Source organism: Arthrobacter yangruifuii, from assembly GCF_009192775.1.
In the GTDB taxonomy this organism is placed as follows: Bacteria; Actinomycetota; Actinomycetes; order Actinomycetales; family Micrococcaceae; genus Arthrobacter_B; species Arthrobacter_B yangruifuii.
On record NZ_VTFX01000005.1, the window covers coordinates 629,259 to 644,729 of the forward strand.

At 66.2% G+C, this 15,471-nt stretch carries 11 protein-coding genes; 8 read left to right on the top strand and 3 right to left on the bottom strand.

Annotated elements, in window-relative coordinates:
- Window positions 1-18: 18 nt before the first annotated feature.
- Window positions 19-681, top strand: a complete 663-nt coding sequence (locus tag GD627_RS13720) for an alpha/beta hydrolase (RefSeq protein ID WP_152272953.1) — start codon at window positions 19-21, stop codon at window positions 679-681.
- Here GD627_RS13720 and GD627_RS13725 read toward each other — a convergent pair.
- Window positions 678-908 (bottom strand): RNA-binding S4 domain-containing protein, encoded by a 231-nt coding sequence (locus GD627_RS13725; RefSeq protein WP_146363439.1) that lies wholly within the window; start codon window positions 906-908, stop codon window positions 678-680. The two genes, GD627_RS13720 and GD627_RS13725, sit on opposite strands and share 4 nt — an antisense overlap.
- Before the next feature lie 142 nt (window positions 909-1,050).
- On the opposite strand from GD627_RS13725, the gene GD627_RS13735 reads away from it, so the two are divergent.
- From GD627_RS13735 to GD627_RS13745, 3 genes are all read left to right on the top strand, one after another.
- Window positions 1,051-2,064 carry a DMT family transporter gene (locus GD627_RS13735; RefSeq protein WP_246165511.1) on the top strand — a complete coding sequence of 338 codons (1,014 nt, stop codon included), beginning with the start codon at window positions 1,051-1,053 and terminating at the stop codon, window positions 2,062-2,064.
- A 186-nt stretch (window positions 2,065-2,250) separates the two neighbouring features.
- Window positions 2,251-3,639, top strand: a complete 1,389-nt coding sequence (locus tag GD627_RS13740; RefSeq protein WP_146363437.1) for a glycine--tRNA ligase — start codon at window positions 2,251-2,253, stop codon at window positions 3,637-3,639.
- Window positions 3,639-4,544 (top strand): GNAT family N-acetyltransferase, encoded by a 906-nt coding sequence (locus tag GD627_RS13745; protein WP_152272954.1) that lies wholly within the window; start codon window positions 3,639-3,641, stop codon window positions 4,542-4,544. The genes GD627_RS13740 and GD627_RS13745 overlap by 1 nt, the downstream gene beginning before the upstream one ends.
- A gap of 85 nt (window positions 4,545-4,629) precedes the next feature.
- On the opposite strand, the gene GD627_RS13750 is transcribed toward GD627_RS13745, so the two are convergent.
- Both GD627_RS13750 and GD627_RS13755 read right to left on the bottom strand, forming a co-directional pair.
- Window positions 4,630-5,214, bottom strand: a complete 585-nt coding sequence (locus tag GD627_RS13750; RefSeq protein ID WP_152272955.1) for a TetR/AcrR family transcriptional regulator — start codon at window positions 5,212-5,214, stop codon at window positions 4,630-4,632.
- A 90-nt stretch (window positions 5,215-5,304) separates the two neighbouring features.
- Entirely contained in the window at window positions 5,305-6,759 is a 1,455-nt protein-coding gene (locus GD627_RS13755; protein WP_152272956.1) for a short-chain fatty acid transporter, read from the bottom strand.
- Window positions 6,760-6,927: 168 nt separating this feature from the next.
- Between GD627_RS13755 and dusB the strand changes: the two genes are divergently transcribed.
- The 4 genes from dusB to dnaG all read left to right on the top strand — a co-directional run bounded on the left by dusB (window position 6,928) and on the right by dnaG (window position 15,406).
- The gene (gene dusB / locus GD627_RS13760) at window positions 6,928-8,100 is read left to right on the top strand and encodes a tRNA dihydrouridine synthase DusB (RefSeq protein WP_146363427.1); all 1,173 of its coding nucleotides are present in this window, start codon (window positions 6,928-6,930) and stop codon (window positions 8,098-8,100) included.
- 8 nt (window positions 8,101-8,108) lie between these two features.
- Window positions 8,109-9,392 (top strand): deoxyguanosinetriphosphate triphosphohydrolase, encoded by a 1,284-nt coding sequence (locus GD627_RS13765; protein ID WP_146363425.1) that lies wholly within the window; start codon window positions 8,109-8,111, stop codon window positions 9,390-9,392.
- Between the two features lie 158 nt (window positions 9,393-9,550).
- The gene (locus tag GD627_RS13770; RefSeq protein WP_152272957.1) at window positions 9,551-13,267 is read left to right on the top strand and encodes a thioester domain-containing protein; all 3,717 of its coding nucleotides are present in this window, start codon (window positions 9,551-9,553) and stop codon (window positions 13,265-13,267) included.
- A gap of 108 nt (window positions 13,268-13,375) precedes the next feature.
- Complete coding sequence (gene dnaG, locus GD627_RS13775) at window positions 13,376-15,406, top strand: DNA primase (protein WP_152272958.1); 2,031 nt, start codon at window positions 13,376-13,378, stop codon at window positions 15,404-15,406.
- Window positions 15,407-15,471: the final 65 nt, after the last annotated feature.

A 15,471-nucleotide genomic window follows, 5' to 3' on the forward strand; every position in this document is an offset into this window, starting at 1 on the left:
GCGTGCCAAAATGAAACCATGACAAACCCCGCATGGAATCCCGTAGTCCTCTGGTCAAAACCCGAAGCCGAGCGGGCGGGCACCCCGCTGCTGGTGCTCTTTCACGGATACCTGGCCAATGAAGAGGACCTGATGGGCCTGACGGACTACCTGCCCGATGACTTCACCATTGCCTCGGTCCGCGCGCCGCAGGCGTCCGGCCCGGGCTACACCTGGTTCCCGCTGATGAGCGACGCGGACTACTCGGTGGACGCGGTGGTGGAGTCCGTGGCGGACGTCGCCGCCTGGCTGGATACCGTCAAGGACTCCCACACGAGTGTGAGCCTGCTGGGCTTTTCCATGGGCATGGCCGTGGCGACCACCCTGCTGCGGCACCGCCCGCGGGACTTTGCCGCCGTCGTCGGGCTCTCCGGCTTTGTGGTCCCGTCGCAGGACAACGCGTTCTTCCATGACGAGGAACTGGAACAGGACAAGGTGCAGTTCTTCTGGGGCCGGGACCAGGCAGACCCGGTGATTGACGCACCGCGGATCGAATATACGCATGCCTGGCTCAACGCGCATACCGCGCTGACCAAGATCCTCTACTCGAACATGGGCCACGGCATCAACATGCAGGAGCTGGGCCATGTGAAGGAGTTCCTGGCACACACGGTGCTGCGCGCCGGAACCCGGGCGAACTAACCTTCGCGGGTAATCCGGACCGTCTCGCCGTTGACCGAGACCAGGTCGCCGGCGTGCAGCTGGCGGCCGCGGCGTTCTTCAATGTCGCCGTTGACCTGAACCAGGCCGTCTTCGATCAGTTGTTTGGCCTGGATCCCGTCCTCCGCCAGGTTGGCGAGCTTGAGCAGCTGGCCCAGGCGGATCATGTCGTCGCGGATGGGAAGGTCTTGGGCATCGGAGGAACTCATACCTCCATTCTGCCCGATTCTCCCGTGCCGTCCGGCGCAGGACCTGCCCCGCCCGGCGCAGGACCTGCCCCGCCCGGCGCAGGAGCGGCAGCCGCGGCATGGCGGCGGCGGGGACGAGGGGGTACGGCGGTAGGGTGGTCGGGTGCCAAACGCTGTGCGGATGTCCCCGCTGATCGGTCTGCCCCTGTCTCTGCTTGCCGGAGTTGCCATTCCCTCCCAGGCCCGCGTCAACGGCGCCCTAGGGGAGCGCCTCGACGACGGCCTGGCCGCTGCGCTGGTCAGCTTCCTGGTCGGGCTGGCGGTCATGATCGGCATCAGCCTCGCTCTGCCCCGCGGCCGGGCCGGAGCCGGGCAGCTGATTCCGTCGCTGCGCGAGCGGCGGTTCCCGCGCTACTACGTGCTGGCCGGCATGATCGGCGGCTACTTCGTGCTCTCCCAAACCCTGACCGTCGCGGTGCTGGGTGTGGCCGTCTTCACCGTGGCCGCCGTCGCCGGGCAAACCCTCACCGGGCTGGTGGTGGACCGTCTCGGCATCGGACCGGCCGGCAAGAAGGCCTTGACCGTGATGCGCGTGGTGGGCGCGGTGCTGACCATCGCCGCGGTTGCCTGGGCCGTCAGCCCGAAACTCGGAGCAGGCGGTGAACCGTCCGAGTGGCTGCTGCCGGTGCTGCTGCCCCTGACCGCAGGCATGCTGATGAGTTTCCAGCAGGCCATGAACGGCACCACCGGGATGCATTACGGCACGCCCATCACCGCCACGCTGGTGAACTTCATTTCCGGCACCGTCCTGCTTGCGGTGATGTGGGGCATCAAGATTGCCGTCTCGGGCCCGGGAAATCCGCTGCCGGGGGAATGGTGGCTGTACCTGGGCGGGCCGCTGGGCTGCATCTTCATCGGCGTCGGCGCCCTGCTGGTGCGCAGCCTGGGTGTGCTGCTGACCAGTCTCGGCCTGATCGGCGGGCAGCTGATCGGTTCCCTGCTCCTGGACCTCGTCTTCCCCGCACCGGGCAGCGTCGTGGTGGCGGCAACCGTGCTGGGAACCCTGCTCACGCTGGCCGCCATCGTGCTGGCCACGCTGCCGTGGAACATGCCCGGCGGCGGCCCGCTCCGCCGTCGCCGGACCGCAGAGCCCCGGCGGGAGAGCGCACCGCGCTGACGAACGAACACCCCGCCCGGCGGGCCCGGTAGGTCAGCGGGGTATCACCGCCTTAAGCTGGTAGTTGTAGCTTTGCCCGGCGGCGGACTCCCACCCCTTCCAAGGTGTGGTGCAGAATGCCCAGGGATCAGAAGAGGACCGCACCCAGCGGCCCTCTAGACACGAAAAGAACGGCGGTACCATTCCATGGCTTCGACCAAATCCAAGCTGGATCCCATCATCTCCCTGGCCAAGCGCAGGGGCTTTGTCTTCCAGTCGGGTGAGATCTACGGCGGGTCGCGGTCCGCATGGGATTACGGCCCCCTGGGTGTCGAACTCAAGGAAAACATCAAGAAGCAGTGGTGGCAGCACATGGTCCGCGGACGCGACGACGTCGTCGGGCTGGATTCCGCGGTCATCCTGCCGCGCCAGGTCTGGGAAGCCTCCGGCCATGTGGAGGTCTTTTCGGACCCGCTGGTGGAATGCCTGAGCTGCCACAAGCGCTACCGTGCGGACCACCTCGAAGAGGCCTACGAGGAAAAGAAGGGCCACGCCCCGGAAAACGGCCTGGCCGACATTGCCTGCGCCAACTGCGGCACCAAGGGCCAGTGGACCGAACCGCAGGAATTCTCCGGCCTGCTCAAGACCTTCCTCGGCCCGGTGGCCAATGAGGAGGGCATGCACTACCTGCGTCCCGAAACCGCGCAGGGCATCTTCGTAAACTTCAACAACGTGCTCACCACCTCACGCAAGAAGCCGCCGTTCGGCATCGGCCAGATCGGCAAGAGCTTCCGCAACGAGATCACGCCGGGCAACTTCATCTTCCGCACCCGCGAGTTCGAGCAGATGGAACTGGAGTTCTTCGTCGAGCCGGGCACGGACGAGGAATGGCACAAGTACTGGATCGAGAACCGGTTCAACTGGTACGTGGGCCTGGGCATCGATCCGGAGAACCTGCGCCTGTTCGAACACCCGCAGGAAAAGCTGAGCCACTACTCCAAGGGCACCACCGACGTCGAATACCGCTTCGGTTTCGCCGGCAGCGAGTGGGGCGAGCTGGAAGGCATCGCCAACCGCACCGACTTCGACCTGGGCACCCACTCCAAGCACTCCGGTACGGACCTGAGCTACTTCAACCAGGCCACGAACGAACGCTTCACCCCGTACGCGATTGAACCCGCCGCCGGCCTGACCCGTTCCTTCATGGCGTTCCTGGTGGATTCCTACACCGAGGACGAGGCCCCCAACGCGAAGGGCGGCGTCGACAAGCGCACCGTGCTGAAGCTGGACCCGCGCCTGGCACCGGTCAAGGCCGCCGTGCTGCCGCTCAGCCGCAACGAGGACCTCTCGCCCAAGGCCAAGGACCTCGCCGCGCAGCTGCGCCGGAACTGGAACATCGACTTCGACGACGCCGGCGCCATCGGCCGCCGCTACCGCCGCCAGGACGAAATCGGCACCCCGTTCTGCATCACCGTGGACTTCGACACCCTCGAGGACCAGGCGGTCACCGTGCGTGAACGCGACACCATGGCACAGGAGCGGGTCAGCCTGGACAAGGTTGAGGGCTACCTCGCCGAACGGCTGATCGGCGCGTAATGGCACTTTCATTCCGCGAATGGCGTGAAGATGACGATCTCAAGCTGAACCAGCTCTGGGGTGATCCGGAAAGCGTGCAGGCCGGTCAGTTCCGCGCCGTGCTGCGTCCCTCCTCCAACGAGCCGTGGAGCCGCTGCATCGTGGCCGAGGAGGACGGGATTCCGGTGGCCGCGGGAGTGGTTTACGAAACCAGCCTGCACCCGGACCGGCTGTGGGCCTATGTGGAGGTCGCCCGGGAAAACCGGCGGGCCGGACTGGGCACCACGCTGCTGCAGATGCTGCGCAAGGAAGCCGAGTCCGCGCCGTCGGGCGTCACCAAGCTGCGGGCGAAGGTGGAACCGGGCACCCCGGCCGCCGCATTTGCCGAAGCCGCCGGGCTCACCCCGATCCAGCGGTCCGCCGTGATTGTGGTGGAACCGGGCCGGCTGAAGCTTCCGGTGTTCGAGGATGACGGACCCCAGCTGGATGAGGCCGCCACCGGCTCGGTGGAACTCACGCAGGCAGTAACGGCGTTCTACAACGCGGTGCACGAATGGGACCGCGCCGACATGACCCTCGGCCGCGCCCAGCAGATGCTGCTCAATGACGCCACCGGCGCCTCGGGCGCCGTGGTGCTCCGCGACCAGCCGAAGAAGGACGGCGGAAAGATCGCCGCCTTCGCGGTGAGCTACACCCAGGAACGCACCGACGAGCCCGCCGACGTCCTGGTGGGCTACGACACCACCCTCGCCGACGACGAGGCACGCGCCGCGGTGGAGTCACTGCTGGCGATGCTGGCGTACCAGTATCCGGTGCAGCTGGAAGTGGATGAGTCCATGACGGCTGTGGTCCGGGCACTGGCCCCGCTGTTCAAGGCGGGCGCCGCCCGGCAGGTCGGACGGGAAACGCTGATCCTCAGCGACTAGGCGTACTGAAACAGCAGCAAAAAAGAAGAGGCGGTCCCGTGCAATAGCGGGACCGCCTCTTCTCTGCAGCTGTCCGCAGGCGGCGTCAGGTATTCAGCCGTCCGGACAGTGCGTAGAGCACCGACGCCGCCACGTCTTCCACCGAACGGTCCGGATCGAAGACAAGCCAGTCCAATGCCCCCATCAGGGTGGCGCCGAAGACGCTGCCGGCAATCAGCGTGAGACGGTCCGGGCTGCCGTCCGGCAGCGTGGTCGCTCCGCCGGTCTGACGGATGGGTTCCACAAACTCACCTAGGGCTTCCTGGCGCAGCAGGTGCAGGGAATGCTGCCAGACGCGGTCCGTGCGCAGGATTTCGGCGGCCATCAGCCTGGCCAGCGCCCGATTTTCGGACAACAGCTTCAGCAGGGCGCGGACCATTGACTCGATGGCGTCCCAGCCGGCGAGCCCGGCGCGTGCGGTGCGCAGGCACTCCGTCAGGGCGCCCACGCCCTCCAGCAGCAGCTTCTCGAAGAGCTTGTCCTTGGAGGAGAAGTTGTAATACAGGCTGCCCTTGGCCACCCCGGCCCGCTCGGCCACGTCATCCATGGTGGTCCCGGAAATACCGTTGACGGAGGCAAGCTCCAGGGCGGCGTCGAGTATGGCGCGCTTGGTGCCGGATTCGCGTGGCATGCGGCAATAAGTCCTTAGGGCGGAAGAAAACTGCTGACCCTTCGATCTTAGATGCCGCGGAAGGAACGCCGTCCCCGGGGGCGGGCCGGGTTAGGGTGCAGGGACCGCAGGAGGTATCACCGGAGGCTCGAACGTGAAGGTCATGCCCAGCAGCCAGACCAGCAGGAGCACCACCGGCAGGTGAATGGTGAACTGCAGGAAGGTGAAGCCGACCAGGTCCCGCGCCCGCAGTTTCAGGACCGCCAGCAGCGGGAGCATGAAGAACGGGTTGACGAGGTTCGGCAGGGCCTCGGCGACGTTGTAGATCTGCACCGTCCAGCCCAGGTTCATCTCGACGTCGGTGGCGGACTGCATCACGTAGGGCGCCTCCACCAGCCACTTCCCGCCGCCGGACGGAACAAAGATGCCGAGGATGGCCGTGTACAGCGCTATCACGACAGCAAAACCGCCTCCGGAACCAATGCTGGTGAAGAACTCGGCCAGATGCGCCGAAACGGTCATGCCACCGGACCCTTCGGCCTTGGTCAGGATGGCGGCCATGGCCGCGTACAGGGGAAACTGCACCAGGATGCCGGCGGTGGCCGGAACGGCCTTGGTCACGGCCTGAAGGAAGTTGCGCGGGGTGCCGTGCAGCACCAGACCCAGCATCAGGAAGACGAGCAGGTAGCCGTTCAGGCTGGAGATGACGGTCAGGAACGGCTTGCTCAGGAACTGCGAAACCAGCCAGCCGGCCGTCAGCAGGCCCATCAGCACCGGCAGGATCCGGCTGTATTCCAGCCACTCACCCGGCCGCTCCCGGCGCGATGCCGGTTCCGGCGAATCATCCAGATCCACACCCAGCTCAAAGGCCGTCCGGATAGCCGCTCCGCGGGGAGCGGACAGGTGTGCAACGACGGTTGTCAGGGCAATCAGGATGGCGCAGGTCAGCAGGGACTGCCACGTGAAGATGGTCTTGCCGAAGTCCAGTACCCCCGTGATCTGCAGCAGGTCCGGCGGAAGCGATGCTGCGGTGGCCTGCAGCTGTGCGGCGGAAGAGGAAAGACCGAGTGCCCAGACCGCGCCCAGGCCCATGAAGGCCGCCGCACCCAGGGCGCGGTAGTCCACGCGCAGATCGGTTCGCCGGGCGATGGCCCGCGCCAGCAGGCCGCCGAAGACCAGGCTGAGGCCCCAGTTCAGGAAGGAAACACTCATGGACAACAGGGCGACGAAGCTCACGGCAGTAGTGGCCTGCTGCGGAACCCGGGCCAACCGGTCGATCAGCCGGGCCACCGGCGGGGACGTGGCCACCACGTAGCCGGTGAGCACCACCATTGCCATCTGCAGGGTAAAGGCGGTCAGGTCCCAGAAGCCGTTGCCGAAGGCATCCACCACGGCCTGCGGGGAGGAGCCGTTGAGCAGCGCGGCCAGCGCCACCAGCACCACGCCGCCGAGGGCAAAGACATACGCGTCCGGAAACCACTTCTCGGTCCACCCGGCCATAACCTGGGCAACCCGGGCCAGGCCCTTTTCGGAACGCGTGGAAGTGCCGGGGGCGGCAGTGGTCATGGGAAACCTCGAATCGTCGGTTGCAACGGTGAAACCGCAAAGGTGATGTAAATCACCAGCACGCTAAAGCGGCGGGGAACACCTGTCAAATTCCGGCGGGCATCCCGCCCGCTGCGCAGGTTCTCCGCCCGGTACGCAGGATTTGCATCGGCTTGCGAGAATAGACAGGTGACTGTTTTATCTCCGGAACTCAAGCTCGAGCTTCCCCCGCTGCAATTAGGCCCCATCACCGTGGACACCCCGGTGATCCTGGCCCCCATGGCCGGCATTACCAACAAGGCCTTCCGCCGACTCTGCCGCGAACACGGCGGCGGGCTCTACGTGACCGAAATGGTCACCTCCCGCGCGCTCGTGGAGCGCTCGCCGGAATCAATGCGGATCATCAAGCACGACGACGACGAAAAGGTCCGTTCCGTCCAGCTCTACGGCGTGGACCCCAAGACCGTCGGTGCAGCCGTCCGCCTGCTGGTGGAGGAGGACCGGGCGGACCACATCGACCTCAACTTCGGCTGCCCCGTCCCCAAAGTGACCCGCAAGGGCGGCGGCTCGGCCCTGCCCTGGAAGCTGGACCTGTTCACCGCCATCGTTCAGACGGCAGTGAAGGAAGCCTCCCGGGGCAACGTGCCCCTGACCATCAAGATGCGCAAGGGCATTGACGAGGACCACCTGACCTTCCTCGATGCCGGCCGCATCGCGCGCGACTCGGGCGTGGCAGCCGTGACGCTGCACGGCCGCACGGCGTCGCAGTTCTACTCCGGGAAGGCCGACTGGTCCGCCATCGCGGAACTGCGCGAGGCACTGCCGGACATGAATGTTCTGGGCAACGGCGACATCTGGTCCGCTGAGGATGCCATCGCCATGGTGCGCGAAACCGGCGTGGACGGCGTCGTCATCGGACGCGGCTGCCAGGGCCGCCCGTGGCTGTTCGGGGACCTGGAAGCGGCCTTCGAGGGGCGGTCCGAACGGCACCGGCCCGGGCTGAAGCAGGTCTCCGACAGCGTGTACCGGCATGCCGAGCTGCTGGTGGAGACCTTCGGCGACGAAGTGATTGCCCTGCGCGACATCCGCAAGCACATGGCGTGGTACTTCAAGGGCTACGTAGTGGGCGGAGACCTCCGCGCTAAACTGGCCACGGTGCCGTCCCTGGCGGTGCTCCGTGAACTGCTGGACCAGCTGGATCCCGAAGCTCCGTACCCCGGCGCAGACGCCGAGGGACCGCGCGGACGGGCCGGAACACCCAAAAAGACAGCGCTGCCGGAAGGCTGGCTGGACGGGCGGGAACTCAATGCCGCCCAGAAGTCCATCATTTCGGCGGCCGAACTCGACGTATCAGGCGGCTAAAGCACCCCATGACCTTCCCGCAGGCAGTCTCCACCGCAGGCTATACCGAAGTCGATCTGGCCCGATGGGTCACGGAACCGGCGAAAAACACCAACCGCACGCAGTTCGGCCGTGACCGGGCGCGCGTGCTGCATTCCTCCGCGCTGCGCCGGCTCGGAGCCAAAACCCAGGTGGTGGCTCCGGATACGGACGACTTCGTGCGGACCCGGCTGACGCACAGCCTGGAGGTGGCCCAGGTGGGCCGGGAACTGGGTAACGCACTGGGCTGCGATCCCGACGTCGTCGACGCAGCCTGCCTCTCGCATGACCTGGGGCACCCGCCCTTCGGCCACAACGGCGAGACCGCGCTCAACGACATTGCGCACGCCATCGGCGGGTTCGAGGGCAACGCCCAGACGCTGCGGCTGCTGACCCGGTTGGAACCGAAGATCATTGCCCCGGACGGCACCCCGGCCGGCCTGAACCTCACCCGGGCCAGTCTGGATGCGGCGTGCAAGTACCCGTGGTCCATCGCCGACGCCCCGCTGGTGAACGGGCACCGCACCACCAAGTTCGGCGTGTACGAGGATGACCTGCCCGTCTTCACCTGGCTGCGCGACGGTGCCCCGGAGGGACGCTCCTGCCTGGAGGCCCAGGTCATGGATCTGGCGGACGACGTCTCCTACTCCGTGCACGACGTCGAGGACGCGATCGTTGCCGGCCATGTGCAGCTCAAGTGGCTGGACAACCCGGACCAGCGTGCCCGCGTGGTGGGCTACACCCAGCAGTGGTACCTGCCCGGAGCGGACCCGGCCGCCATCGACGCCGCCCTGGCCCGGCTGGAGGCCACCGCCGTGTGGGTCCGCGAATCCGACGGCAGCCGCCGCGCCATGGCAGCGCTGAAGGACATGACCAGCCAGCTGATCGGCCGGTTCTGCAACAGCGCCCTGGAGGCCACCCGAGGGATCTACGGCACCGACCCGCTGACCCGGTACAACGCCGAAATTGTCGTCCCCGAGGACACCCTGCTGGAAATTTCCGTGATGAAGGGCCTGGCCACCACGTTCGTCATGACCACTGACCAGCGCCAGCCGCTGTACGAACGCCAGCGTGAAATCCTCACCGCCCTCGTCGCCCAGCTCTCCGCCACCGGGGATAAGCACCTGGACCCGATGTTCGCCGCCGACTGGCGGGACGCGGCCGACGACGGCGCCCGGCTGCGCGTCGTCGTCGACCAGGTCGCCTCGCTCACGGACGGTTCGGCACTGGCCCTGCACGAACGGCTGGTAGGGCCGGTTCCGGCGCTCTGGTAAATCCATTTCCGGCGTTTTCGGGCCGGATATTGGCGATGACTCTGGCGGAGCCAACCTGGGGACCATAGTCTTTCGGCTCCGAGGTGCATCACCCATCCCTTCGGTTACCACTGGCCGCAGGAGCACCTCCATCGGACAACTCCCACGGGGGACTCTTGATGAGCGACCAGCCCTTCCTTTTCCGTTCCCATCGACGCCGCAATCAGTATCCGCGGTCCGCCCAACGCGGACTGCGGGGCATCTTCCTTGCCGCCCTGCTCTCCCTGTTGTTCTTCGTCCCGATGGCCGGCCCGGCCCAGGCGGCCGTTGATCCGGAACCGCCGCGGGGCGCGGCTCCGGCGTCGGACGCCGGCACCGACATTGTGATCACGTCCCTGGGCGAAGGGCGAAGGAACGTCCCCGGGGCGCTGCCGCCCGTTGGGACCACCTGGCCCATCAATGCTTATCCCACCTCCATTCCGGCGGGCTACCAATCCGAGACGGTCGGTTTCGCAGGGGTCATCAACACCCAGGAAGTGGACGGGACCACTACGGCCCAGATGTACTGCATCGATCTGCGGACCTCCACACGTGTGGGCATCGGGTATGAAAACGGTACGTGGGACGAATCCAACGTCCCCAATATCGGATATGTGAACCGGATCCTGAATACCTATTATCCGAGCACGAATCTCCCTGCCGGTGTCGACAACAATACGAAGGCCGCGGCGGTGCAGGCCGCCATCTGGTTCTTCACGGACGGCTACGTGGTCAACCGCACCAACAGCCTGTATTCCACCGTTGCCTCCATCGTGAACTCCACCATCGCGGCCGGGCCGCTGGAGGAACCGGATGCCCCGGATATCTCGATCACTCCTGCCACGGCCGAAGCCGCAGTGACGGGTGTCGCCGGACCCTACACCGTGACCTCAGAGGCCGATGAAATCACCGTGACGGTCGACGACGGCTTCGGTCTCTTCGCAGATGCCGCAGGCACCGTGCCGCTCACCAACCCGGTCGCCAGCGGTACGCAGGTGTGGGTGCGGAGTGAGGACGGAGGCACCGGGCCAGCCACCATCAGCGCGCGGGCGGTGGTGACCGTTCCCACGGGCAGTGTGTACCTCTACGACGGGGCCACACCGGGGGTGGACGCTGCCCAGAAACTGATCCTGGCGGACACCCGGGAACTGAGCTCCGCAGCCAGTGCCACGGCGAGCTTCTTCGAGGTCGGGTCCTTGACGGTTACCAAATCGATTGAGGGTCCCGCCGCGGGCAGCCAAGACGCGGTGGTGATCAGCATCGACTGCGGAACGGGTTACCAGTTCACCTTTAATATTGACGCCGAATCCACCGGGGCGCCGTCGGAGACCTTCACCGACATCCCGGCAGGTTCCGTCTGTACGATTACCGAGCCCACCAACGGTACCAATGCAAGTGTCGCGGTCAGCACAAGCATTGTGCCGACCGCAGTGACGATCCCTTCGGGTACCGCGGCGACGGCGACGGTCACGGACACGTACACCTTCACCTCCGGGACACTGGTGGTTACCAAAACCAATATGGGGGAGGCAGCCGGCGCGCAGGGCGAGGTGACGATCTCCGTGGTCTGCACCCTGGACGGTGCCACGGTACTGAATGAAACGGTGACTATCCCTGAAGGGACGCTTACGCCGGAGGCAGCAGAATTCCCCAACATCGCCGTAGGCTCCAGCTGCACGGTGACGGAAACCGGAAGGGGGGAGACCACTGCCGTGGCTGTCACTGTCGAAGGCGAGGGGACTGTGGTCGTTCCGCCGACAGGGAGCGTTACTGCCGCACTGACCAACACCTACACGTTCAATCCCGGGACGCTTGCGGTGCGCAAGGACATCACCGGGTCCGGGGCGGGCCGGCAGGGCGTTGTGACACTGCAGGTCACCTGCAGCTCCGGGGCAAGCCGGACCATCACCATCCCGGCCGGCACCACCGAACCCATCACGGAGGAAATCACGGGCCTTCCCTCCGGGACCACCTGCACCGTCACAGAGACAGCAGACGGTGCCACCACGGAGGTCAGCGTCAGCACGGTGATCGATCCGGCCGGGGGAGCAATAACCATCCCGGCCGGCGACGGCGTGGAGGTTACTGTCACTGACACATACACGGTGAACCCGGGGGCACTGCTTGTGAACAAGAGCATTGCCGGCCCGGCAGCGGGTCAGCAGGGCGAGGTCACCCTTGAGGTGACCTGCACCCTGGAGAGCGCGGTTGTCGCAGAGGGAAGCTTCACCGTCACAGCCGGCACCACAGGCACCGTTCCGGCAGGCACCCTCAGGGGGATTCCGGAAGGGGCCAGCTGCGCGGTCACCGAACCGGTCACCGGCGAGAGCACCGAAATAGGCGTGATGGTGGATCTGCCCGATTCCGTGACCATCGCCGCCGGCGCCACCGCCACGGCAACTGTGACGGATACCTACAGTCAAAACCCGGGGCTCCTGCGGGTTACGAAGGTGATCGCAGGTGAGGCTGCCGGAAACCAGGACGCCGTGGAAATTGATGTCCTGTGCACCCTGGCTGGTGAAACGGTGTTCGAGGAAACCTCCCAGATCCCGGCCGGCGAGACCGGCGAGGTAGCGGCCCAGTTCCTGAATATCCCAGCGGGCGCCAGCTGTGCCATTACTGAACCGGTCACAGGGGTCACCGAGTTTGTCCAGGTTGTCCCCGAACTTCCCACGCCGGTCACCATCACCCCCGGCGGCATCCAGAGTGCCACTGTGACCAATACCTACACCTTCACCCCCGGAACGCTGTCAGTCACTAAGGAGTTTGCCGGAGAAGCCGTCGGTGCGCAGGGTGAGGTGGTGCTGCAGGTGATCTGCGGCCCGGATGGATCGGTCCTGGATGAAACCGTGACCATCCCCGCCGGGACCGCCGAACCGGTAACCCGGAATTTCGAGGATCTGCCCGCCGGCACGGAATGCACCGTCACCGAAACGGAAACCGGCGCCACAACAACGGTCTCCGTGGACACCGTCATTACGGACCCGGTCACCATCCCGGCTGCAGGCGGTGCGGAACTGACGGTCACCAACACGTACAGTTTCGTGCCCGGCGCCTTGGAAGTCACCAAGGCCATCGCCGGTGAGGCGGCCGGCCAGCAGGGTGAGGTTGTCCTGCAGGTGACCTGCGGGCCGGACGGATCGGTACTGAATGAGACGGTGACCATTCCGGCAGGCGCCGAAGAGAACGTCACCACGACGTTTGAGGACCTGCCTGTGGGAACGGAATGCGTTGTCACTGAAACGGCCACCGGAGCAACCACTCAAGTCTCCGTGACCACGCAGGCACCGCAACCGGTAACGGTCATCGGTGCAGGGACCGTCACAGCAACTGTTACCAACACCTACTCGTTTACCCCCGGCACCCTCCTGGTGACCAAGGTCATCGCCGGAGAAGCCGCCGGCCGACAGGGCGAGGTAGTGCTGCGGGTCCAGTGCGGTCCCGACGGATCGGTCCTGGATGAGACGGTAAGCATTCCTGCAGGAACGGAGGGCGACGTCAGCACCGGCTTTGAGGGCCTGCCCACCGGCACCGAATGCACCGTAACCGAAACAGCGGGCGGGGAAACCAGCACCGTCAACGTGGTGGCTGACCTGCCGGAGCCGGTAACGATCCCCGCCGGCGGCGGGGCCGAAGCCATCGTTACCAACACGTACGCCCCCGTAGTGCAACCGGAACCGCAGCCGGCACCCGCTCCGGCGGGACCGGACCGGCCCGACCTTCCGTCCACCGGTGCCAACGGGACTCTCGGGTGGCTCTACGCCGGTGCCGGGCTGCTGCTGGCAGGAGGACTTGCACTGGCGGCCAGCCGCCGCAGGTCAGGCAGCACGGAGGAAGAGGCTAAGCCTCAGGAGTAGTGGGGAGTAGCTGTCCAGGAGGATCCCGTGTGGCCGGCGGCCGCACGGGATCCTCTCTGTGCAGGCCCCGGCAACGCGGCATCAGCGGGGAAGAATAGACTGGGAGGTATGGCCGGACTGATCAAGCGTGAAGATATCGATGAAGTGCGGCTGCGCACCGACATCAAGGCCGTGATCGACGGTTACGTGACCCTGAAGTCGGCCGGCATCGGCTCCTTCAAGGGCCTGTGTCCCTTCCATGACGAGCGCTCGCCGTCCTTCCATGTCCGCCCGCAGGTGGGCACCTACCACTGCTTCGGCTGCGGCGAGAGTGGTGACGTGATCTCCTTCGTGCAGAAGATGGACCACGGCACCTTCTCGGAAACAGTGGAGAAGCTGGCTGCCCGGCTTGGCTACGAACTGCATTACGAGGACGGCGGCACCGGACCGCGCCGCGAAGACGTGGGTAAACGGCAGCGGCTCCTGGACGCACACAAAGTCGCCGCGGAGTTCTTCCGCAGCCAGCTGGGCACACAGGGTGCGGCGGCGGCGCGCAGTTTCCTGCAGGAACGCGGTTTCGATCCGGCAGCGGCGGAGCATTTCGGCGTCGGCTACGCACCGCAGGGCTGGGACTCGCTGCTCAAGCACCTGACGTCCAAAGGCTTCACCCGCGAGGAACTGGCGGAGACCGGGATGTTCTCCACCGGTTCCGACGCTTCCCGGTTCTATGACCGTTTCCGTGGCCGGCTTATCTGGCCCATCCGCGACCTCACCGGTGCCGTGATCGGTTTTGGTGCCCGCAAGCTCTATGAAGATGACCAGGGTCCCAAGTACCTCAATACCCCCGAAACTCCGCTCTATAAGAAATCCCAGGTCCTCTACGGCATCGACCTGGCCAAACGGGACATCGCCAAGACCCGGCAGTTGGTGGTCGTGGAAGGGTATACCGATGTAATGGCCTGCCATCTGGCCGGCATCACCACCGCCGTCGCCACCTGTGGAACGGCGTTCGGCACCGACCACATCAAGATCGCCCGGCGGCTCCTGTCCGACGACGGCACCGGGGGAGAGGTCATCTTCACGTTCGACGGCGACGCCGCCGGCCAGAAGGCCGCCCTGCGGGCCTTCGAGGAGGACCAGCGGTTCACTGCGCAGACCTATGTCGCCGTGGACCCCAACGGCATGGACCCCTGTGACATCCGCCAGACCCACGGTGATTCTGCCGTTGCCGAGCTGATCCATTCCCGCCGTCCGTTGTTCGAGTTCGCGATCCGCTCCACGCTGCGCAAGTTCGATCTGAACACCGTGGAGGGAAGGGTCTCCGCGCTGCGGGCCGCGGCACCGGTGGTGGCGGACATCCGTGACCCGGCGATGCGCCCGGCGTACGCACGCGAACTCGCCGGATGGCTGGGGACCGACGTCGACGACGTCACCCGGGCGGTCAACGCCGCCGCCAAACGGGGGAAGGCCACGCCCGGCGGGGACAGCTCCGGCCCGCAGGCTCCGGCCGGACGCAGCCAGGAGGGACACCAGTTCGGCCAGCGCGGGGACCAGCAGCAGTACGGCCAGCAGCGGGGCGGACAGTCCCGTTACGGGCAGCGCGGTGAGAATTCCCCGCGGCAGTGGCAGGGCCGGAATCCGGCCCAGGATCACGCCCGGCAGGAACCCGAATCTGCGCCCGCGTTCAGCCGTCCCAACGCCAGCGATCCTGCAGCCCGGATGGAGCGCCAGGCCCTGGAAGTGGCACTCCAGCAGCCGGGAATGCTCGACGCCGGTCAGTGGGAACGCTTCAAGGCTGTCCGGTTCACCGTTCCGGCCTATGTGGCAGTCCATGACGCGATCCGGGCCGCAGGCGACGCGGGAACCGCCCCGGCGGCCTGGGTGGAGCGGGTGCGGGAGGAGCTGCCGGAGCCCCTGCGCGGTTTGGTCAGCGAGCTGGCCGTGACGCCGCTGCCTGCCCGGGACGCCGATGCGCTGGCCCTGTACTGCCATGACATCCTCAACCGGCTTTTCGAGCTTCAGGTGACCCACCTCAAGGCAGAGAAACTGGGCCAGCTGCAGCGCCTGGATCCCAACGCTGATCAGGAGCTGTTCCACCAGCTCAACCGTGAGCTCATGGAGCTGGAGATGCAGCGCCGCGCCCTGCGGGGAGACCAGTAAAGGCCCGGATTCCTCCGGCAGGGTGCCGATTTCGTTTCGGCGCGGAATCTGGGTAAAGTAAAACC